This is a genomic window from Pseudomonas sp. TH07 (assembly GCF_016651285.1).
GTDB lineage: Bacteria > Pseudomonadota > Gammaproteobacteria > Pseudomonadales > Pseudomonadaceae > Aquipseudomonas.
In genome coordinates this window covers 6,314,681-6,335,223 of the sequence record NZ_JAEKED010000001.1, presented here as the reverse complement: position 1 = coordinate 6,335,223, position 20,543 = coordinate 6,314,681, and the positions used below count along the sequence as shown (strand labels likewise).

The window sequence follows — 20,543 nt, the reverse complement described above, 5'->3', positions numbered from 1 at the left end:
TTCCTTAAGGCAGCAAGCTCTTCACGTTGATCGGCTCGGCTTCGTTTTGCGCGGAGCCTTTTGGCTTACCGGCAATGGCCATACCTGCAACACGATAGAAGTTGTAATCAGGATTTTTTCCGGGGCCGGAGATCAGCAGATCTTCTTTCTCGTAAACCAGGTCCTGACGTTTGAACTCGGCCATTTCGAAATCCGGCGTGAGCTGGATCGCGGTGGTCGGGCAGGCTTCCTCGCAGAGGCCGCAGAAAATGCAGCGCGAGAAGTTGATGCGGAAGAAGTCCGGGTACCAGCGACCGTCTTCGGTTTCAGCTTTCTGCAGCGAGATGCAACCCACCGGGCACGCCACGGCGCACAGGTTGCAGGCTACGCAGCGCTCTTCGCCGTCGGGATCACGGGTCAGGACGATGCGGCCGCGGTAGCGCGGTGGCAGGTACACGGCTTCTTCCGGGTACTGCAGGGTGTCGCGTTTGCGGAAGCCATGGCCGAAAACCATCACCAGGCTGCGCAACTGGGTACCAGTACCCTTAACGATGTCGCCAATATATTTGAACATGGGTCAAATCCTCACTGAACCGCGCCCGCTGGCGTGTTCAACAACACAACCGCAGCGGTCACCAGCAAATTGATCAGGGTCAGCGGCAGGCAGAATTTCCAGCTGAAGTCCATCACCTGGTCATAACGCGGACGCGGGATAGAGGCGCGCAGCAGGATGAACAGCATGATGAAGAACGCGGTCTTCAAGGCGAACCAGACGAAGGCCAGTTGCGGCAGGATACCGAACGGACCGTGCCAGCCACCGAAGAACAGGGTCACCAGCAGTGCCGAGATCAGGATGATGCCGATGTACTCGCCAACGAAGAACATGCCCCATTTCATGCCGGCGTATTCAATGTGGTAACCGTCGGCCAGTTCCTGCTCCGCTTCCGGCTGGTCGAAAGGGTGACGGTGAGTCACGGCCACGCCAGCGATGAAGAAGGTACAAAAGCCGAAGAACTGCGGAATGATGAACCACAGGTTCTGCGCCTGGTACTCGACGATGTCGCGCATGTTGAACGAGCCGACCTGGACCACGATGCCCATCAGCGCCAGGCCCATGAACACTTCATAGGACACGGTCTGGGCCGAAGCCCGCAGGGAACCCAGCAGGGCGAACTTGTTGTTGCTCGACCAGCCGGCGAACAGCACCGCGTAGACCGAAAGACCGGCCATGGCGAAGAAGAACAGCAGGCCGATGTTCAGGTCCGCGACGCCCCAGGTCGGGGTGATCGGGATGATCGCGAAGGCGATCAGCAAGGCACTCATGGCCACAACCGGTGCCAGGGTGAAAATCACCTTGTCGGCAAACGGCGGGGTCCAGTCTTCCTTGAAGAACATTTTCAGCATGTCGGCAGCGATCTGGAACATGCCGAATGGGCCGACGCGGTTCGGACCGTAACGGTCCTGCCACCAGCCCAGCAGGCGACGTTCGACGAAGCTGAGCAGGGCGCCGGCAACCACCACGGCCAACAGCACCACGATGGCCTTGACCACCGCGATGATGGTGTCGATCACTTCAGGGGTGAACCAGGTCATTGCGCTGCCTCCTGCAGACCATCAACGGTTTTGCCGAAAATCGCCGGTGGAATACCCGCCAGACCTGCCGGCAGGGCAACCAGGCCAGCGCCCAGTTCTTCGTTGATGCGCAGCGGCAGGCGCAGGGTCTGGCCCGCCACGTTCAGGCTGAGCAGGGCGCCGTCGTTGACACCCAGGCGGTCCGCTTCGGACTTGGCCAAGGCCACGTAGGCAGCGGGAATGCGCTCCTGCACCGGGGCGGCTTTCGAAGAGTTCTCTTCGCTGCCGAACAGGTGATAGAACGGCACCACTTGCCAGGTACCCTGGGCCGGCGAAAAGGCCCGTGGCGCGCTGGCGAACCAGTTCAGCTTGTCGCCCTGGGTTTCGATCAGGCGGGTGCCCGGGTCGCCCGCGCGAATGTGACCACCGACTTCGTCCTGGAATTTGTTCCAGGCCTGTGGCGAGTTCCAGCCCGGCGACCAGGCGAAAGGCACCTGCTGACGAGGCTCAGCCGAACCCGAGTAACCTTCCATGGAGAAGGCGAACGCGGTGTCCGGGTCTTGCGGAGTACGTGGCTCGTGCACGCTGATATCGGCGCGCATGGCGGTACGACCGGAGTAGCGCAGCGGCTCGCGGGCCAGTTTCATGCCCTTGATGCGGAACGCGGCGGACGGCGCGGCGTCGACGATACGGGCCAGTTGCGGTGCGCTGGAAGCGACGGCAGCCGTCACGTGGTCGAGCTGGGTCCAGTCTATCGGCTGGTTCAGCAGGGTGGCGCGCAGGGCATGCAGCCAGCGCCAGCCTTCGTGAACCAGGATGCTGGCGTCCATGTACTTCGGATCGAACACCTGGAAGAAACGCTGGGCGCGGCCTTCCTGGCTGATCAGGGTGCCGTCGCCTTCGGCGAAGCTGGCCGCTGGCAGGACCAGGTGCGCGCGGTCGCTGGTGGCGGTCTTCTGGTGATCGGCGACGATCACCACTTTCGCGGCATTCAGCGCGGCATCGACCTTGGCCGAATCGGTGCGGGTGTACAGGTCGTTTTCCAGGACCACGATGGCGTCGGCATTGCCGTCGATCACCGCTTGCAGGGCTGCGTCCACCGACTCGCCGCCGAGCATGGCCAGGCCGAGGCTGTTGGCTTCCGGCACGATCAGGCTGATGGAGCCGTTTTTCTCGCGCAGCTTCAGGGCCTTGGCGATGTTGGCGGCGGCTTCGATCAGTGCCTTGGAGCCCAGGGAGGTGCCGGCGATGATCAACGGTCGCTTGGCCGCGAGCAGGGCGTCGGCAATGCGCTTGGCCAGTTCCAGAGCTTCGCTGTCCAGGCCGTCGACGGCGGGGGCGCTGGCGTCCAGGGCGTGGGCCACGGCGAAACCGATGCGGGCCAGGTCGTCCGGTGCAGCGTGCACGCACTCTTCGGCGATATCGTCGAGCTTGGTTTCAGCCAGGCTGGCGATAAACAGCGGGTTCAGCGCGTGCTGGCCGATGTTTTTCACCGCAGCGTCGAGCCAAGGCTGGACGCGCATGGCGTCGGCCATGTCTTCGGCCTTGCCCTTGACCGACTGGCGCAGGGCCAGGGCCATGCGGGCAGCGGTCTGGGTCAGGTCTTCGCCGAGGACGAAGATCGCGTCATGGTCTTCGATGTCGCGCATGTTCGGCACTGGCAGCGGGCTGTCGTTCAGCACTTGCAGGACCAGGCGGATGCGCTCCAGCTCGGAAGCTTCGATACCGGAGTAGAAGTGCTCGGCGCCTACCAGTTCACGCAGCGCGTAGTTGCTTTCGAGGCTGGCGCGTGGCGAACCGATACCGACGATGTTGCGGCCGCGCAGCAGGTCGGCGGCTTTATCCAGGGCTTCGTCGAGGGTCAGCTTGGCGCCACCGGCCAGCAATGGCTGGCGTGGGCGGTCTTCGCGGTTGACGTAGCCATAGCCGAAACGGCCACGGTCGCAGAGGAAGTACTGGTTCACCGAACCGTTGAAACGGTTCTCGATGCGCCGCAGTTCGCCGTAACGCTCGCCCGGGGAGATGTTGCAACCGCTGGAGCAGCCATGGCAGATGCTCGGCGAGAACTGCATGTCCCACTTGCGGTTGTAGCGCTCGGAGTGAGTCTTGTCGGTGAACACACCGGTCGGGCAGACCTCGGTGAGGTTGCCGGAGAACTCGCTTTCGAGCACGCCGTCTTCAACGCGACCGAAGTACACGTTGTCGTGGGCGCCGAATACGCCCAGGTCGGTGCCGCCGGCGTAGTCTTTGTAGAAGCGCACGCAGCGGTAGCAGGCGATGCAGCGGTTCATTTCGTGGGAAATGAACGGGCCCAGTTGCTGGTTCTGGTGGGTGCGCTTGGTGAAGCGGTAACGACGTTCGTTGTGGCCCGTCATTACGGTCATGTCTTGCAGGTGGCAGTGACCGCCCTCTTCGCACACAGGGCAGTCGTGCGGGTGGTTGGTCATCAGCCATTCGACAACGCTGGCGCGGAACGCCTTGGATTCTTCATCTTCGATGGAGATCCAGGTGTTGTCGGTGGCTGGCGTCATGCAGGACATGACGATACGACCACGGGTGTCGTTCTCGTCGGTGTACTGCTTGACCGCACACTGGCGACAGGCACCGACGCTACCAAGAGCGGGGTGCCAGCAGAAATAAGGGATGTCGAGGCCTAGTGACAGACACGCCTGTAACAGGTTGTCCGCCCCATCGACTTCGAGCGCTTTGCCGTCTACGTGGATAGTGGCCATGGTTCAAAGTTCTTCGTTGGCCCGTTGTCAGCGGGCGTGGCTAATGGAATCTTGTTATTCATGTGCATCAACACAGCCTTCAAGGCGTCAGCACATGAGAAGGCGAAGAGTACGGACCCTTCGCCTTTTTAAGCGTTACGCGCCGACTACGATCGGTCGGGCCAGAGGCGGGACGGCGGCGCTGCTAGGCGCGATGCCGGCTTCGAACTCTGGACGGAAGTATTTGATGGCACTGCCCAACGGCTCCACGGCACCCGGTGCGTGAGCACAGAAGGTCTTGCCTGGGCCGAGGAAGCCGACCAGACCCAGCAGGGTCTCGATATCGCCGGCTTGCCCTTCACCTTTCTCGAGGGCCATCAGCAGCTTGACGCTCCATGGCAGGCCATCGCGGCAAGGGGTGCAGAAGCCGCAGGATTCGCGGGCGAAGAACTGCTCCATGTTGCGCAGCAAGGACACCATGTTGACGCTGTCGTCCACCGCCATGGCCAGGCCGGTACCCATACGGGTGCCGACTTTGGCGATGCCGCCGGCGTACATTTGTGCGTCCAGGTGTTCAGGCAGCAGGAAGCCGGTACCGGCGCCGCCTGGCTGCCAGCACTTGAGCTTGAAGCCGTCGCGCATGCCGCCGGCGTAGTCTTCGAACAACTCGCGCGCGGTCACGCCGAATGGCAGCTCCCACAGGCCGGGGTTCTTCACTTTGCCGGAGAAGCCCATCAGCTTGGTGCCGTGGTCTTCACTGCCTTCGCGGGCCAGGGATTTGTACCAGTCCACGCCGTTGCCGATGATCGCCGGCACGTTGCACAGGGTCTCGACGTTGTTCACGCACGTCGGCTTGCCCCACACGCCAACGGCGGCAGGGAAGGGCGGCTTGGAGCGCGGGTTGGCGCGGCGGCCTTCGAGGGAGTTGATCAGTGCGGTTTCTTCACCGCAGATGTAACGCCCGGCACCGGTGTGGACGAACAGCTCGAAATCGAAGCCGCTGCCCAGGATGTTCTTGCCCAGCAGGCCTGCGGCCTTGGCTTCTTCCACGGCACGGTTGAGGTGCTTGGCGGCGGTGGTGTATTCGCCACGCAGGAAGATGTAGCCACGGTAGGTTTTCAGTGCGCGGGCACTGATCAGCATGCCTTCGATCAGCAGATGGGGCTGTTGCTCCATCAGCATGCGGTCTTTCCAGGTGTTGGGTTCCATTTCATCCGCGTTGCACAGCAGGTAGCGGATGTTGATGGATTCGTCCTTGGGCATCAGCCCCCACTTCACGCCCGTGGGGAAGCCTGCACCGCCGCGGCCCTTGAGGCCCGCGTCTTTCACGGTCTGGACGATATCGTCCTGGGACATGTCGGCAAATGCTTTGCGCGCCGCGGCATAACCGTTCTTGGCCTGGTATTCGTCGAGCCAGACCGGCTCGCCGTCGTCACGCAGACGCCAGGTCAGGGGGTGGGTTTCTGCGCTGCGCTGGATGCGGTTGGCAGGGCCGAAGGATGTCAGGGTCATACGTAGCCCTCCAACAGTTTGGCGACGCCAGCAGGCTGTACGTCACCGAAAGTGTCGTCGTCGATCATCAACGCCGGCGCCTTGTCGCAGTTGCCCAGGCAGCACACCGGCAGCAGCGTGAAGCGGCCGTCGACGGTGGTCTGGCCGAGGCCGATACCGAGCTTGCTCTGGATCTCGCTGACCACTGACTCATGGCCGCCGATGTAGCAGACCATGCTGTCGCAGACGCGGATGATGTGACGGCCGACCGGCTGGCGGAAGATCTGGCTGTAGAACGTCGCCACGCCTTCAACGTCGCTGGCCGGGATGCCGAGGATCTCGCCGATGGCGTACAGGGCGCCATCGGGCACCCAGCCACGTTCCTTCTGGACGATCTTCAGGGCTTCGATAGACGCCGCGCGCGGGTCTTCGTAGTGATGCAGCTCGTGCTCGATGGCCGAGCGCTCGGTTTCGCTCAGGGCGAAACGGTCTGTCTGGATAAGCGTGCTGTTCATGCTTAGCGGTCCACGTCGGCCATAACGAAGTCGATACTACCCAGGTACGCGATCAAGTCCGCGACCATGCTGCCTTTGATCACCGAAGGGATCTGCTGCAGGTGCGGGAAGCTTGGGGTACGAATCCGGGTGCGGTAGCTCATGGTGCCGCCATCGCTCGTCAGGTAATAACTGTTGATGCCCTTGGTCGCTTCGATCATCTGGAAGGATTCGTTGGCCGGCATCACCGGGCCCCACGAAACTTGCAGGAAGTGCGTGATCAAGGTCTCGATGTGCTGCAGCGTGCGCTCTTTGGGCGGCGGCGTGGTCAGCGGGTGATCCGCCTTGTACGGGCCTTCCGGCATGTTGCGCATGCACTGGTCGATGATCTTGATGCTCTGGCGCATTTCTTCGACGCGGACCATGCAGCGGTCATAGGCATCGCCGTTGGCGGCCAGCGGCACTTCGAACTCGAAGTTCTCGTAGCCGGAGTATGGACGCGCTTTACGCAGGTCGAAGTCGCAACCGGTGGAACGCAGTCCGGCACCGGTGACGCCCCATTCCAGGGCCTCTTTGGTGTTGTAGGCGGCAACGCCGATGGTACGACCCTTGAGGATGCTGTTCTGCAAGGCCGCCTTGGTGTACTCGTCGAGGCGCTTGGGCAGCCATTCGACGAAGTCCTTGACCAGCTTGTCCCAGCCGCGCGGCAGGTCGTGGGCGACGCCACCGATGCGGTACCAGGCCGGGTGCAGGCGGAAACCGGTAATGGCTTCGATCACCGTGTACGCCTTCTGGCGGTCGGTGAAGGTGAAGAACACCGGGGTCATGGCGCCGACGTCCTGGATATAGGTCCCCAGGAACAGCAGGTGGCTGGTGATACGGAAGAACTCGGCCATCATGATGCGGATGACGTCGACCTTCTCCGGCACCTTGATGCCGGCCAGTTTCTCGACCGAGAGCACGTACGGCAGGTTGTTCATCACCCCGCCGAGGTAGTCGATACGGTCGGTGTAGGGAATGAAGCTGTGCCAGGACTGACGCTCGGCCATCTTCTCGGCACCACGGTGGTGGTAGCCGATGTCCGGTACGCAGTCGACGATCTCTTCACCGTCCAGCTGCAGGATGATGCGGAACGCACCGTGAGCCGAAGGGTGGTTCGGACCCAGGTTGAGGAACATGTAGTCCTCGTTGGCCCCGGAGCGTTTCATGCCCCAGTCTTCCGGCTTGAAGCGTGCGGCTTCTTCTTCCAGTTGCTGCTTGGCCAGGGTCAGGCTGAACGGGTCGAATTCGGTGGCGCGCGCCGGGAAGTCCTTGCGCAGCGGGTGACCTTCCCAGGTCGGCGGCATCATGATGCGCGACAGGTGAGGGTGGCCCGGGAAGTCGATGCCGAACATGTCCCAGACTTCGCGCTCGTACCAGTTGGCGTTGGGCCAGATACCGGTCACGGTCGGCAGACTGAGGTCGCTTTCGGACAGGGCGACCTTGATCATCACGTCGCTGTTACGTTCGATCGACAGCAGGTGATAGAAGACGCTGAAGTCGGCGCCCGGCAAGCCCTGGCGCTTGGTGCGCAGACGCTCGTCCACGCCGTGCAGGTCATAGAGCATGACGTACGGCTTGGGCAGGTTGCGCAGGAAGGTCAGGACTTCGACAAGTTTGGCGCGGGTAACCCACAGCACCGGCATGCCGGTGCGGGTGGCCTGGGCGGTGAACGCCTCAGGGCCAAAAGTGTTATTGAGTTCGACGACCACATCCTGGTCGTCTGCCTTATAAGGCGGGATGTACAGAGCACTGCCTGTAGTCATGGTTTTTTATCGCTTTGGGTCAACGTAAAGAATGAAGCCAGTTTCTCGTTTCTTTGTAAGAACAGAGCTGGATCAGACTTCGTCTGGGCTGCGCAGGTTGGTGACCTGAATACGCTGTTCGCGGCGCTGTTCCTTTTGCGAAGGCATCTCAGCGCGGTATACGCCTTGATCGCCGACGACCCAGGAAAGTGGGCGACGCTCCTTGCCGATCGATTCCTGCAGCAGCATCAGGCCTTGCAGGAAAGCTTCGGGGCGAGGCGGGCAGCCAGGCACGTAGACGTCCACGGGCAGGAATTTATCCACCCCCTGAACCACGGAGTAGATGTCGTACATGCCACCGGAGTTGGCGCACGAACCCATGGAGATAACCCACTTCGGCTCGAGCATTTGCTCGTAGAGACGCTGAATGATCGGCGCCATCTTGATGAAGCAGGTTCCGGCAATAACCATGAAATCCGCCTGACGCGGCGATGCCCGGATAACCTCGGCGCCAAAGCGCGCGATGTCGTGGGGCGCCGTGAAGGCGGTGGTCATTTCCACATAGCAGCAGGAAAGGCCGAAGTTGTACGGCCACAGGGAGTTCTTACGTCCCCAGTTGACCGCGCCGTTCAGCACGTCTTCCAGCTTGCCCATGTAGATGTTTTTGTGGACTTGATCTTCTAACGGATCGGAAACGGTTTCCCGTTCGCCGATCGGATACTGCTCGTTAGGAGCATCGGGGTCGATCCTGGTGAGATTGTATTGCATCGCCAAAGCCTCATTGTTTTAGCTTCGCCTGCCGCTTACGACGAGCTTCCGGAGCCCAATCAAGGGCGCCCACTCGAAATAGGTAGACAAGACCTGCCAACAGAATTGCTATGAAAACGAGAGCTTCGACGAATCCGGTCCAGCCGCTTTCGCGGACGGACACAGACCAGGCAAAGAGAAAAAGGGCTTCGATATCGAAGATCACGAACAGCATCGCGACCAGATAGAATTTGGCTGAGAGCCGCAAGCGGGCGCCACCGGTAGGTAGCATGCCGGACTCGAACGGTTCGTTTTTGCTGCGGCCCCAGGCTTTTGACCCGAGGAGGCTGGAGACGCCGAGCATGAAGGCGCAAAGGCCGACGACACCCAGAAGGAAAATGGCAAAGCCCCAGTTGTGGGCCATGAGTCCTGTCGCTTCGGGCATGCTGGTAATCCTTAACAGAGAGCAAAGGTCTCTGAGCTTGATAAAGAAATAAAGCAGTGACGATATGTCGCAGCGCAATCAATCGCGGTGATTTTATGGCTAAACAACGGGCAAGTAAAATCTCTATAGCGAAATTGTTTATTGGAATAAGGACATAGGTCACCTCGCAAGCCCCGTAAGCCAGGCGATGCGGGCATTAGCGGGCATTTGGTTAATTATGTTTTGCGGTAGCTGTAACGAATATTATATGGGCTAAATGATAATCAATATTGTTTGGAGTGGTTTTTAAACTGTTGTACGGGTGGCTGGCGGGAAAGTTGTTTTTTATATGCGTGTTACTACAAGTAGCGAACGCCGACCTTTTACCTTTTTTTACTTGCCTGGACACCGCTCTGGATCAATGTTTTGCCGGATTGAGCTGATCGTGCGGTGGATGGGATGCGGCGAGAGCCTGATGCTGGCGAGTCTCGGCTTGGTCGCCAGCGAAAGCCGGGGCAAAAAAACGCCCCGAACCAGTCGGGGCGTCAGAGGTGCGGCATTGCAGTTAGGTGTGTAGCGGGTCTGCAATGGCCGATTCAGGCTTGAAGCGCTATCAGTGGAACTGCTCTTCTTCGGTCGAACCGGTCAGTGCGGTAACCGACGAGGTGCCGCCCTGGATCACGGTGGTCATGTCGTCGAAGTAGCCGGTGCCCACTTCCTGCTGGTGAGCCACGAAGGTGTAGCCCTTGGCGGCGTCGGCAAATTCCTGCTCTTGCAGTTTCACGTAGGCAGTCATGTCGTTGCGGGCGTAGTCGTGCGCCAGGTTGAACATGCTGTGCCACATGTTGTGAATGCCGGCCAGGGTGATGAACTGGTGCTTGTAGCCCATGGCGGACAGTTCGCGCTGGAACTTGGCGATGGTCGCGTCGTCCAGGTTTTTCTTCCAGTTGAAGGAAGGCGAGCAGTTGTACGACAGCAGTTGGTCCGGGTATTCCTTTTTGATCGCTTCGGCGAAGCGACGGGCCTCGTCCAGGTCTGGCTTGGCGGTTTCGCACCAGATCAGGTCGGCATACGGAGCGTAAGCGAGGCCGCGAGCGATAGCCTGGTCGAGGCCGGCGCGTACTTTATAGAAGCCTTCCTGGGTACGTTCGCCAGTCACGAATGGCTGGTCGTACGGGTCGCAGTCGGAAGTCAGCAGGTCAGCAGCGTTAGCGTCGGTACGTGCCAGGATGATGGTCGGAGTACCGGCAACGTCAGCAGCCAGACGAGCTGCGGTCAGTTTCTGCACGGCTTCCTGGGTGGGAACCAGTACCTTGCCACCCATGTGGCCGCATTTTTTTACCGATGCCAGCTGGTCTTCGAAGTGAACGCCGGCGGCGCCTGCCTCGATCATGCTCTTCATCAGTTCGTAAGCGTTCAGTACGCCGCCGAAACCGGCTTCGGCGTCAGCCACGATTGGAGCGAAGTAGTCGATGTAGCCTTCGTCGCCCGGGTTCTTGCCGGCTTTCCATTGGATCTGGTCGGCGCGACGGAACGAGTTGTTGATGCGCTTGACCACGGTTGGAACCGAATCCACCGGGTACAGCGACTGGTCGGGGTACATCGATTCCGCAGAGTTGTTGTCTGCAGCGACTTGCCAGCCCGACAGGTAGATGGCCTGGATACCAGCTTTGACTTGTTGTACAGCCTGGCCGCCGGTCAGGGCGCCCATGCAGTTGACGAAATCTTTCTCAGGGCGGAAGGACGGCTTGGCACCTTGAGTCACCAGGTTCCAGAGCTTCTCGGCGCCCATGCGTGCCAGGGTGTGCTCAGGTTGAACCGAACCGCGCAGACGGACGACGTCAGCAGCGGAGTAAGCGCGTGTCACGCCTTTCCAGCGCGGGTTTTCAGCCCAGTCTTTTTCAAGGGCTGCAATTTGCTGTTCGCGTGTCAGTGCCATGGAGATAAACCTCGTCGCATAGGTCTGGGGTGGAAAATTCTCGCTCCGCCAGTTACGCAGGGTTGAAGGATGCGTAGATGGCTGCTCGCTGACCAGAAGCTTAGGTGGTCAAGCCGGGTTTGGCGGGGATTGCGACGGGTGAACGATGGGCTCGAGGGGAAAGTGAGCAGGTGAGGGCCAGCTGTCGGGCGCGTCTGGGCATCGTGGGCCTTTATGCGTTCCAGCAGTGTGTTGCCGTTCTACCTAATTACGCTTCCGTCCCTCGGGACAACTTCGTTCCAGTCGCAATCTCGTCAAACACGCCTTGTGGGCGGTACAGACACGAATCGGCTCAGGTGGGTAGGTTAGAGCGGCGATCCGAAGGCCCTTGCCAGGGCCCCTGATTAGCGGGAGCGAGGCCATCATGCCTTCGGTTTTTTGGCTCGTCAAATGTTTTGTAGTGCTTTTTTTATGGCACTACATCTTTGGTCTAATACGACTAATCAGTCAGTTTTTGGTGCTTTAGTCCAAGGAGTCGACCTTGACTCGCAAGGTCATGTCATCCCGACCTTGAGTCGAGTAGCTGCGGCCCAGGCCCTGTTTGTCGGCTTGTGTCTGGCGATTGACGCCGGCCAGGGTGATCCACTCGCCGAGGCGCCCGCTGACGGTTGTGTCGGTGCTTTGCACGTTCACTACATCGGGACGTTCCTGGCTCATGCGGTCACGGTTGGTGCTGATGCTCAGGTGCACGGTGTCGCCGGTCACACTGGCGGTGACGTAGAAACCCTGGGTGACGTTGCGGTACTGGGTCTGGTTCTGCGGACGGCCATAGGCATCGGGCTGGGTGGTGGTCAGCGGCACGCTTTGCCCGACCTGGATCAATGCCGGTATGCCTTCGCTGGCCTGGATCTGCTGGATGCCGCCGTCGCGGCTCTCGGTGCTGCGGTTAATGATGCGCGCCTGCGGGGCGCCATTCACCGAATAGCCCTGGTTGTCCTGAATATTGTTTTCGTTGGTGTCGACGGTGATGAGCAGGCGCTTGGCGGCGGTATCGAGCTGGGCGATAAAGGCGCGAAGTTCTTCGATCTTGCCGGGTTCGGCATTGACGATCAGTTGGTTGCCATAGGCACTGACCTTGCCGTCCTTGCCCAGGAAGTTCTGCGCCACTGGCAGCAAATCTGCGCTGGTGCGGTGGTTCAGGGGCACGATCTCGGTGGCAGCCATGACCGAGAAACTGAAGGTCAGCAGCAGCGTCGTGAGCAGGGTGCGTAGGGACATATCCGTTATCTCCGCAGATGGGTGGTGCGTAAAGCCTTGAGTTTGACAGTTTGTCGGCCCGGGGTGGGGCAAGTTGAATCGCAGATGGCAAAACGCCCCGGCGTCCTGGGTCCAGCTTAGCGTGCTGAATATCCGGATGCCGGGGCGTCTTGTTGTCGCTATTGAGGCCTTTGGGTCAGGCGCCGCGCACCATATCGACGTGGGGGATGCCCGCCTCGAGGAACTCCTCGCTGACAATGCTGAACCCCAGGCGCTCATAGAACCGCGTGGCCTGGACCTGGGCGCTGAGCATCTGCTGCTTCAGGCCACGTTTTTCGGCTTCGCCGATCACCGCTTGCATCAGCGCGTCGCCGACTTTCAGACCGCGCCAGTCCTTGAGGACTGATACCCGGCCGATATGGCCGTCCGGCAGCAGGCGCGCCGTGCCGATCGGAAAGTCACCTTCAAAGGCCAGGAAATGCACCGCGCTGTCGTCATCCGCGTCCCACTCCAGTTCAGGTGGTACGGACTGTTCAGCAATAAACACGGCTTCACGAATGCGCCGGATCTCGGCGTTATCCTTTTGCCAGTCAGCGACACGTACGCGAATCTTATTCATCGGCAAACCCCAGGCTCCCTTGCTTGACCAGTTCGCACAGCAGGTTGCGGCCATCGTCATCGGCCAGCCACGGGCCAAGGTTGTCGACGTGCAGCGCATCCGCGGCGCAAACCATTTTCAGCAGCTCGCGCAGTTTACCCGGAAGCAGTCGGCTTTGGCCGCTGGCGAACAGCAGCAGGTCTTCATCCACTTCCGACCAGGCCAGGCGCGCACTCGGGTTGCGGATCAGGACGGCGCCTTGCTCCAGGCTGCCCAGCAGGTCTTCTTCTTCGAGCTCCGGGCCCACTACCAATTCCGGGTAGCGTGGCTCGGTCATGAACTGGCCGAACCAGGTCAGCAGCAGGCGTTCGTCGCTCATGTGCTCGGCGAGCAAGCCTTTGAGGCGATCGAGTGCATCGTGCTGGATCTGGTGCGGGTCGCTGACCGGGGTCGCGTCGGCGTCGGTGTAGCGCTCTTCATCAGGCAGGAACTGGCTGAGGAAGTCGGTGAAGTGGGTCAGGACTTCGGCAGCACTTGGCGCGCGAAAGCCTACCGAGTAGGTCAGGCAGTCGTCCACCGCAACGCCCCAGTGCGCCAGGCGCGGCGGGAGGTAGAGCATGTCGCCGGGTTCCAGGACCCATTCGGCGGTCTCTTCGAAGTCGGCCAGGATACGCAGGTCGGCGTGTTTCAGCAGTGGGCTCTCGGAGTCGCACATCTGGCCGATTTTCCAGTTGCGCTGGCCATGGCCTTGCAGCAGGAACACGTCGTAGTTGTCGAAGTGCGGACCCACGCTGCCACCGGGTGCGGCGAAGCTCATCATCACGTCATCGATGCGCCAGCTTGGGAGAAACCGGAAGTTCTCCAGCAGCTCGGCCACTTCCGGAACGAACTGGTCAACAGCCTGTACCAGCAGGGTCCAGTCGCGCTCCGGCAGTTTGCTGAACGCGTCTTCGGCGAACGGGCCGCGGCGCAATTCCCAGGGATGCTCGCCATGCTCGAGCACCAGGCGCGATTCAACTTCCTCTTCCAGGGCCAGGCCGGCCAGCTCGTCGGCGTCGATCGGGCTTTCGAAATCAGGAATAGCCTGACGGATCAGCAGTGGTTTTTTCTGCCAGTAGTCGCGCAGGAATTCACGTGCGGTAATGCCGCCCAGCAGTTGAAGAGGAATGTCAGGATTCATGTGTAACCTATTGAAAAAAAGCACTTTTCAGACGGGAATAAAAACGCCCGGCGCTGCCGGGCGTCTCAAACGGGTATAGCGGTCGATCAGATGCGCTTGGCTTGCTCTACAGCGTTACCGATGTAGTTCGCCGGGGTCAGCTTTTTCAGCTCGGCCTTGGCGGCAACAGGCATGTCGAGGGCATCGATGAAAGTTTGCAGCGCTTCAGGGCTGATGCCCTTGCCGCGCGTCAACTCTTTCAGTTTTTCGTAGGGGTTTTCGATGTTGTAGCGACGCATCACGGTCTGGATCGGCTCGGCCAGGACTTCCCAGCAGGCGTCCAGGTCGGCAGCGATTTTCTGTGCGTTGAGCTCCAGCTTGCTGATGCCTTTGAGGCTGGCTTCATAAGCGATCACGCTGTGGGCAAAGCCGACGCCGAGGTTGCGCAGTACGGTGGAGTCGGTCAGGTCACGCTGCCAGCGGGAAATCGGCAGCTTGCTCGCCAGGTGCTGGAACAGCGCGTTGGCGATGCCCAGGTTGCCTTCGGAGTTTTCGAAGTCGATCGGGTTGACCTTGTGCGGCATTGTCGACGAGCCGATTTCGCCAGCGATGGTGCGCTGCTTGAAGTAGCCCAGGGAGATGTAGCCCCAGATATCGCGATCGAAGTCGATCAGGATGGTGTTGAAGCGGGCAATGGCATCGAACAGCTCGGCAATATAGTCGTGCGGCTCAATCTGGGTGGTGTAGGGGTTGAAGCCCAGGCCCAGCTCGTCTTCGATAAAGGCGCGGGCGTTCTCTTCCCAGTCGATTTCCGGGTAGGCCGACAAGTGTGCGTTGTAGTTGCCTACGGCGCCGTTGATCTTGCCCAGCAGCGGAACGGCAGCGACCTGGGCGATTTGGCGCTCAAGGCGGTACACCACGTTCGCCAGTTCTTTGCCCAGGGTGGTCGGCGAAGCCGGTTGGCCGTGGGTGCGCGACAGCATCGGTACATCGGCGAAGCGGATGGCCAGCTCGCGGATGGCGTCGGCAGTCTGGCGCATCAGTGGCAGCATCACTTCATCACGGCCTTCGCGCAGCATCAGGGCGTGGGACAGGTTGTTGATGTCCTCGCTGGTGCAGGCAAAGTGGATGAATTCGCTGACATTGGCCAGTTCAGGCAGCTTGGCGGCCTGTTCCTTGAGCAGGTACTCAATGGCTTTGACGTCGTGGTTGGTGGTGCGCTCGATTTCCTTGACGCGCTCGGCGTGCTCCAGGGCGAAGTTTTCGGCCAGGGCATTCAATACGGCGTTGGCTTCGGCAGAGAACGCCGGCACTTCGCCGATTGCGGGGTGAGCGGCCAGGCGCTGGAGCCAGCGCACTTCAACCAGGACGCGGGCACGGATCAGGCCGTACTCGCTGAAAATAGGGCGCAGGGCCTGGGTTTTGCCGGCGTAGCGGCCGTCAACAGGGGAAACCGCAGTGAGCGAAGAAAGCTGCATGGGGTGTTCTCGGACAGTCGGGCAACGAAATGGGGCGCGTATCATACATGAAAAAAACCGCTGGTCCGTTGCCAACTGACCAGCGTCTTACGCGTAACGACGTGCAAACAGCGCTTGCGGGCGCAGCTCAGCTGCTGCGCATCAACGGATAAAGTTCTTTGAGCAATTTGCGACGGCTGATGACCAGCTGCCAGCGATGGCCGCCCAATTGGCGCCACAGGCGTGCCGAGCGGATCCCGGCCAGCAGCAGGGCGCGGATTTTCGAGGCGTTGCTCGGCTGCTGCAGGTTGCGCATGTCGCCGTGCACCTGGATCCGCTGGCGCAGGGTGCTCAAGGTGTCCTGATACAGCGCGCCGCAGGCGGCGATCACGTTTTCATGGGCGGGGCCGAAGTGCTCTACCTGGGATTGGATCTGCGGCAGGCGCTTGCCGATGGTCTCCAGCAGGTCTTCGCGCTTGGCCAGTTGCCGCTCAAGGCCGAGCATCGACAGCGCGTAACGCAGGGGCTCGCGCTGCAGAGTGCTGGGGTCGCGCTCCAGGGCGCCGATCAGTGCGCGATAGCCTTCGCGCAGGTTGATGTCGTCGCCGCCGTAGACTTCCAGGGTGTCCTTGGGGTCACGGATCAGCAAGCTGCCGAGCATGCAGCTCAGGCCGGCTTCGGTGACCTGGCCGGTCTTGGCGATCTTGTCGACCAGGACCGCTGCCAGAAACACGCCGCCCAGCGCCGTCAATTGCTCCTGAGTCGGGCTCATGCCTTGCTGCTCCAAGGCTCTGCAACTTCGATCACGCCACCGCCCAGGCAAATTTCGCCGTCATAGAACACCACGGATTGGCCTGGGGTCACCGCGCGCTGCGGGTCGTCGAAGGTTGCGCGATAGCCGTTGGCGGTTTTTTCCAGGGTGCAGGGCTGGTCGCCCTGGCGATAGCGGACTTTGGCTGTCAGGCGCCGTGGTTCGCTGAGGTCGACCGGGTTGACCCAGTAGATCTCGGAGGCGAGCAGGGCGCGGGAGAACAGCCATGGGTGGTCATTGCCCTGGCCGACGATCAGCTCGTTGTGCTCCAGGTCCTTGAGCAGCACGTACCACGGCTCGTCGCTGGCGTCTTTCAGACCGCCAATGCCCAGACCCTGGCGCTGGCCGATGGTGTGGTACATCAGGCCGTGGTGACGGCCGATGATTTCACCTTCGGTGGTTTTGATTTCACCGGGCTGGGCGGGCAGGTACTGCTTGAGGAAGTCGCTGAAACGGCGTTCGCCGATAAAGCAGATGCCGGTGGAGTCCTTTTTCTTGGCCGTGGCCAGGTCGTGTTTCTCGGCAATGGCGCGAACTTCGGGTTTTTCCAGCTCGCCTACGGGGAACAGGGTCTTGGCGATCTGTTCGCCGCCGACGGCGTGCAGGAAGTAGCTCTGGTCCTTGTTCGGGTCCAGGCCCTTGAGCAATTCGGTACGGCCGTCGAGGTCGCGACGGCGCACATAGTGGCCGGTGGCGATCAGGTCGGCGCCGAGCATCATGGCGTAGTCGAGGAACGCCTTGAACTTGATTTCCCGGTTGCAGAGGATGTCCGGGTTCGGCGTGCGTCCGGCTTTATATTCGGCCAGGAAGTGTTCGAACACGTTGTCCCAGTACTCGGCGGCGAAGTTGGCGGTGTGCAGCTTGATGCCAATCTTGTCGCACACGGCCTGGGCGTCCGCGAGGTCGTCCATGGCGGTGCAGTATTCCGTTCCGTCGTCTTCCTCCCAGTTCTTCATGAACAGGCCTTCCACCTGGTAGCCCTGCTCGATCAGCAGGAGGGCGGAAACGGAAGAATCCACGCCGCCGGACATGCCGACGATGACGCGCTTCTTTTGGGTGTCAGAAGGGGCTGGATCACGCATAGGAATTCAATGGGTGTCTTGAAAAAGGACGCGATTCTAACAGGCTGAGGCCTGCAAGGCTAAAACTGCGGTTAAAGCGCCGGGCGAATCAGCTCAAGGCTGTGCAGTTGGCCGCCCAGGTAATCATCGACACAACGGATGATCAGCTCGCTGCGCCAGTGTGCGCGTTGTTCGAGCAGTTCGTCACGGGTCAACCAGCGCGGGCCGATTATGCCGTCATCCAGCTGATAGTCCGGGTGATGTTTGAGCGGCTTGGCGGCGAAGCACACGCGCTGGTAGGTCACGCCGTTGCTGGGGGCGGTATAGAGGTAGAGACCGACGACGCCGATCAGCTCCACGTCCCAGCCGGTTTCTTCCAGGGTTTCGCGCACGGCGGCCTGGGACAGGCTCTCGTTGGGATCCAGGTGCCCGGCGGGCTGGTTGAGTACGGCTTGTTCGTCCTGATATTCCTCGACGAACAGGAAGCGGCCGTTGTCTTCGACAATGGTGGCGACGGTGATGTGGGGTTGCCATTCCATGAAAGATGCTCCTGAAAAGGTGCCAGAAGCACAAACCCCGGCTCGCGGCCGGGGTTTGTGGGTTCGGTCTTGCTTACACCAGCGCAGCGATGGCCGCGTTGAGGGTGGCGCTTGGGCGCATGGCCTTGCTCACCAGCTCAGGCTTGGCGCTGTAGTAGCCGCCGATGTCCACGGGCTTGCCCTGGACCGCATTGAGCTCGGCAACGATGGTCGCCTCGTTCTCGGTCAGGGTCTTGGCCAGGGTGCTGAACTGCGCTTGCAGTGCGGCGTCTTCGGTCTGGGCCGCCAGGGCTTGAGCCCAGTACAGCGCCAGGTAGAAGTGGCTGCCGCGGTTGTCGATGTTGCCGACTTTGCGCGAAGGCGACTTGTTGTTGTCCAGGAACTGGCCGGTGGCCTGGTCCAGGGTCTTGGCCAGTACCAGCGCCTTGGGGTTGTTGTAGGTGTTGCCCAGGTGCTCCAGGGAAGCGGCCAGGGCCAGGAATTCACCCAGGGAGTCCCAGCGCAGGAAGTTTTCTTCCAGCAGCTGTTGCACGTGCTTCGGAGCCGAACCGCCGGCGCCGGTTTCGAACAGGCCGCCGCCATTCATCAGTGGCACGATCGACAGCATCTTGGCGCTGGTGCCCAGTTCCATGATCGGGAACAGGTCGGTCAGGTAGTCGCGCAGCACGTTGCCGGTGACCGAGATGGTGTCCTTGCCTTCGCGGGTGCGGGCCAGGGTGAAGCTCATGGCTTCTACCGGCGACATCACGCGGATGTCGAGGCCGGTGGTGTCGTGATCCTTCAGGTAAGCCTGAACTTTCTCGATCATAACGCCGTCGTGGGCGCGCATTGGGTCCAGCCAGAAGATGGCCGGAGTGGCGCTGGCGCGAGCACGGTTGACGGCCAGCTTGACCCAGTCCTGGATCGGCGCGTCTTTGGTCTGGCACATGCGGAAGATGTCGCCAGCTTCGACTTTCTGTTCCAGCAGCAGGTTGCCCTTGCCGTCGGTGACGCGAACCACGCCGTCAGCCTTGATCTGGAATGTCTTGTCGTGGGAGCCGTACTCTTCGGCTTTTTTCGCCATCAGGCCGACGTTCGGCACGCTGCCCATGGTGGTTGGGTCGAAGGCGCCGTGTTGCTTGCAGTCTTCGATCACCGCCTGGTAGATGGTGGCGTAGCAGCGATCCGGGATCAGTGCCTTGGTGTCGTGCAGTTGGCCGTCGGTGCCCCACATTTTGCCGGAGTCACGGATCATGGCCGGCATCGAGGCGTCGACGATCACGTCGCTCGGCACGTGCAGGTTGGTGATGCCTTTGTCGGAGTTGACCATCGCCAGGGAAGGGCGTGCGGCGTATACGGCCTGGATGTCAGCTTCGATCTGCGCCTGCTGCTCGGCTGGCAGGGCCTTGATACGGGCGTACAGGTCGCCGATACCGTTGTTCAGGTTGAAGCCGATTTCTTTCAGTACGTCAGCGTGCTTGGCCAGGGCGTCCTGGTAGAACTCGGCAACGATCTGACCAAACATGATCGGGTCGGAGACTTTCATCATGGTGGCTTTGAGGTGCACCGACAGCAGCACGCCTTGTTTCTTGGCGTCTTCGATTTCGGCGGCGACAAAGGCGCGCAGGGCTTTTTTGCTCATGACGGCGCAATCGAGGATCTCGCCGGCTTGCACGGCGGTTTTTTCTTTCAGGACGGTGTGGGTGCCGTCTTGAGCGATCAGCTCGATTTTAACGCTGTCGGCGGCTTCGATCAGGGCGGCTTTTTCGCTGCCGTAGAAGTCGCCATTGCTCATGTGAGCCACGTGGGACTTGGAGTCTTTGGCCCAGGCGCCCATTTTGTGCGGGTGCTTGCGCGCGTAGTTCTTGACCGACAGTGGAGCGCGACGGTCGGAGTTGCCTTCGCGCAGTACCGGGTTTACCGCACTGCCCTTGACCTTGTCGTAACGGGCCTTGGTTTCTTTGTCGGCGTCGCTGGTGACGGTCTCCGGGTAGTCCGGCAGGGCATAACCCTGGTCCTGCAGCTCTTTGATCGCGGCTTGCAGTTGTGGAGCCGAGGCACTGATGTTCGGCAGCTTGATGATGTTGGCTTCCGGCGTGACGGCCAGGTCGCCCAGTTCGGCGAGGTGGTCCGGCACGGCTTTGGCGCCCAGTTGCTCGGGGAAGCTTGCGAGGATGCGGCCAGCCAGCGAGATGTCGCGGGTTTCCACGGCAATATCAGCGGAAGCGGTGAAGGCTTCTACGATAGGCAGCAGTGAGTAGGTGGCGAGTGCAGGGGCTTCGTCGGTGAAGGTATAGATGATCTTCGAACGGGTGGGCATATTCGGATTAACTCTCTTCTTTGCTAAAGCGTGCGCAGAAACTCGAGGTGCGCCGGGTAAGCGCGTTCGTTCAAAGTCGTCCATGAGCCGAATGTCGAGATTTCTTCGCGGTGATGTTGGGTGCATCAGTCGAGCGTCAAGCGGGTGAGCTGCGGTAACAGCTCGGCTTTTCGGGCGGAAAGCCTCGTCTTAGAGAGGTCAGCCGTCGTGACTCTGTGGTCAGCGGCGGCATTATACATAGG

The 20,543-nt window shown here is 60.9% G+C and carries 17 protein-coding genes; all 17 read right to left on the bottom strand.

Going from position 1 to position 20,543, the window contains the following annotated elements:
• Positions 1-4: 4 nt before the first annotated feature.
• Entirely contained in the window at positions 5-553 is a 549-nt protein-coding gene (gene nuoI / locus JFU57_RS28915; protein WP_007920177.1) for an NADH-quinone oxidoreductase subunit NuoI, read from the bottom strand.
• Positions 554-564: 11 nt separating this feature from the next.
• Entirely contained in the window at positions 565-1,572 is a 1,008-nt protein-coding gene (nuoH, locus tag JFU57_RS28910) for an NADH-quinone oxidoreductase subunit NuoH (RefSeq protein ID WP_020296749.1), read from the bottom strand.
• Positions 1,569-4,283, bottom strand: coding sequence for an NADH-quinone oxidoreductase subunit NuoG (gene nuoG, locus JFU57_RS28905; RefSeq protein WP_078473591.1), 2,715 nt, complete (start codon positions 4,281-4,283; stop codon positions 1,569-1,571). Before nuoG ends, nuoH begins: the two co-directional genes overlap by 4 nt.
• 135 nt (positions 4,284-4,418) lie before the next feature.
• Positions 4,419-5,774 carry an NADH-quinone oxidoreductase subunit NuoF gene (gene nuoF, locus JFU57_RS28900; protein ID WP_201131644.1) on the bottom strand — a complete coding sequence of 452 codons (1,356 nt, stop codon included), beginning with the start codon at positions 5,772-5,774 and terminating at the stop codon, positions 4,419-4,421.
• Positions 5,771-6,268 (bottom strand): NADH-quinone oxidoreductase subunit NuoE, encoded by a 498-nt coding sequence (nuoE, locus tag JFU57_RS28895; protein ID WP_201131643.1) that lies wholly within the window; start codon positions 6,266-6,268, stop codon positions 5,771-5,773. The genes nuoF and nuoE overlap by 4 nt, the downstream gene beginning before the upstream one ends.
• A gap of 2 nt (positions 6,269-6,270) precedes the next feature.
• Positions 6,271-8,052 carry an NADH-quinone oxidoreductase subunit C/D gene (gene nuoC / locus JFU57_RS28890; protein ID WP_201131642.1) on the bottom strand — a complete coding sequence of 594 codons (1,782 nt, stop codon included), beginning with the start codon at positions 8,050-8,052 and terminating at the stop codon, positions 6,271-6,273.
• Positions 8,053-8,124: 72 nt separating this feature from the next.
• The gene (locus JFU57_RS28885; RefSeq protein ID WP_020296745.1) at positions 8,125-8,799 is read right to left on the bottom strand and encodes a NuoB/complex I 20 kDa subunit family protein; all 675 of its coding nucleotides are present in this window, start codon (positions 8,797-8,799) and stop codon (positions 8,125-8,127) included.
• A 10-nt stretch (positions 8,800-8,809) separates the two neighbouring features.
• Positions 8,810-9,223, bottom strand: a complete 414-nt coding sequence (locus tag JFU57_RS28880) for an NADH-quinone oxidoreductase subunit A (RefSeq protein ID WP_003223812.1) — start codon at positions 9,221-9,223, stop codon at positions 8,810-8,812.
• 592 nt (positions 9,224-9,815) lie between these two features.
• The gene (gene aceA / locus JFU57_RS28875; protein WP_020296744.1) at positions 9,816-11,141 is read right to left on the bottom strand and encodes an isocitrate lyase; all 1,326 of its coding nucleotides are present in this window, start codon (positions 11,139-11,141) and stop codon (positions 9,816-9,818) included.
• A 501-nt stretch (positions 11,142-11,642) separates the two neighbouring features.
• Positions 11,643-12,398, bottom strand: a complete 756-nt coding sequence (locus tag JFU57_RS28870; RefSeq protein WP_078473589.1) for a secretin N-terminal domain-containing protein — start codon at positions 12,396-12,398, stop codon at positions 11,643-11,645.
• A 175-nt stretch (positions 12,399-12,573) separates the two neighbouring features.
• Complete coding sequence (locus tag JFU57_RS28865; RefSeq protein WP_078473588.1) at positions 12,574-12,996, bottom strand: GNAT family N-acetyltransferase; 423 nt, start codon at positions 12,994-12,996, stop codon at positions 12,574-12,576.
• Positions 12,989-14,155 (bottom strand): ribosomal protein uL16 3-hydroxylase, encoded by a 1,167-nt coding sequence (locus JFU57_RS28860; RefSeq protein WP_078473587.1) that lies wholly within the window; start codon positions 14,153-14,155, stop codon positions 12,989-12,991. Before JFU57_RS28860 ends, JFU57_RS28865 begins: the two co-directional genes overlap by 8 nt.
• Positions 14,156-14,241: 86 nt before the next feature.
• Entirely contained in the window at positions 14,242-15,612 is a 1,371-nt protein-coding gene (gene purB / locus JFU57_RS28855; RefSeq protein WP_201131641.1) for an adenylosuccinate lyase, read from the bottom strand.
• 127 nt (positions 15,613-15,739) lie between these two features.
• Entirely contained in the window at positions 15,740-16,363 is a 624-nt protein-coding gene (gene hflD, locus JFU57_RS28850) for a high frequency lysogenization protein HflD (protein ID WP_020296739.1), read from the bottom strand.
• Complete coding sequence (gene mnmA, locus JFU57_RS28845) at positions 16,360-17,484, bottom strand: tRNA 2-thiouridine(34) synthase MnmA (protein WP_020296738.1); 1,125 nt, start codon at positions 17,482-17,484, stop codon at positions 16,360-16,362. The genes hflD and mnmA overlap by 4 nt, the downstream gene beginning before the upstream one ends.
• A gap of 71 nt (positions 17,485-17,555) precedes the next feature.
• Positions 17,556-18,002, bottom strand: a complete 447-nt coding sequence (locus tag JFU57_RS28840; protein ID WP_201131640.1) for an NUDIX hydrolase — start codon at positions 18,000-18,002, stop codon at positions 17,556-17,558.
• A gap of 73 nt (positions 18,003-18,075) precedes the next feature.
• The gene (locus tag JFU57_RS28835) at positions 18,076-20,301 is read right to left on the bottom strand and encodes an NADP-dependent isocitrate dehydrogenase (RefSeq protein WP_078473585.1); all 2,226 of its coding nucleotides are present in this window, start codon (positions 20,299-20,301) and stop codon (positions 18,076-18,078) included.
• Between the last annotated feature and the right edge of the window lie 242 nt (positions 20,302-20,543).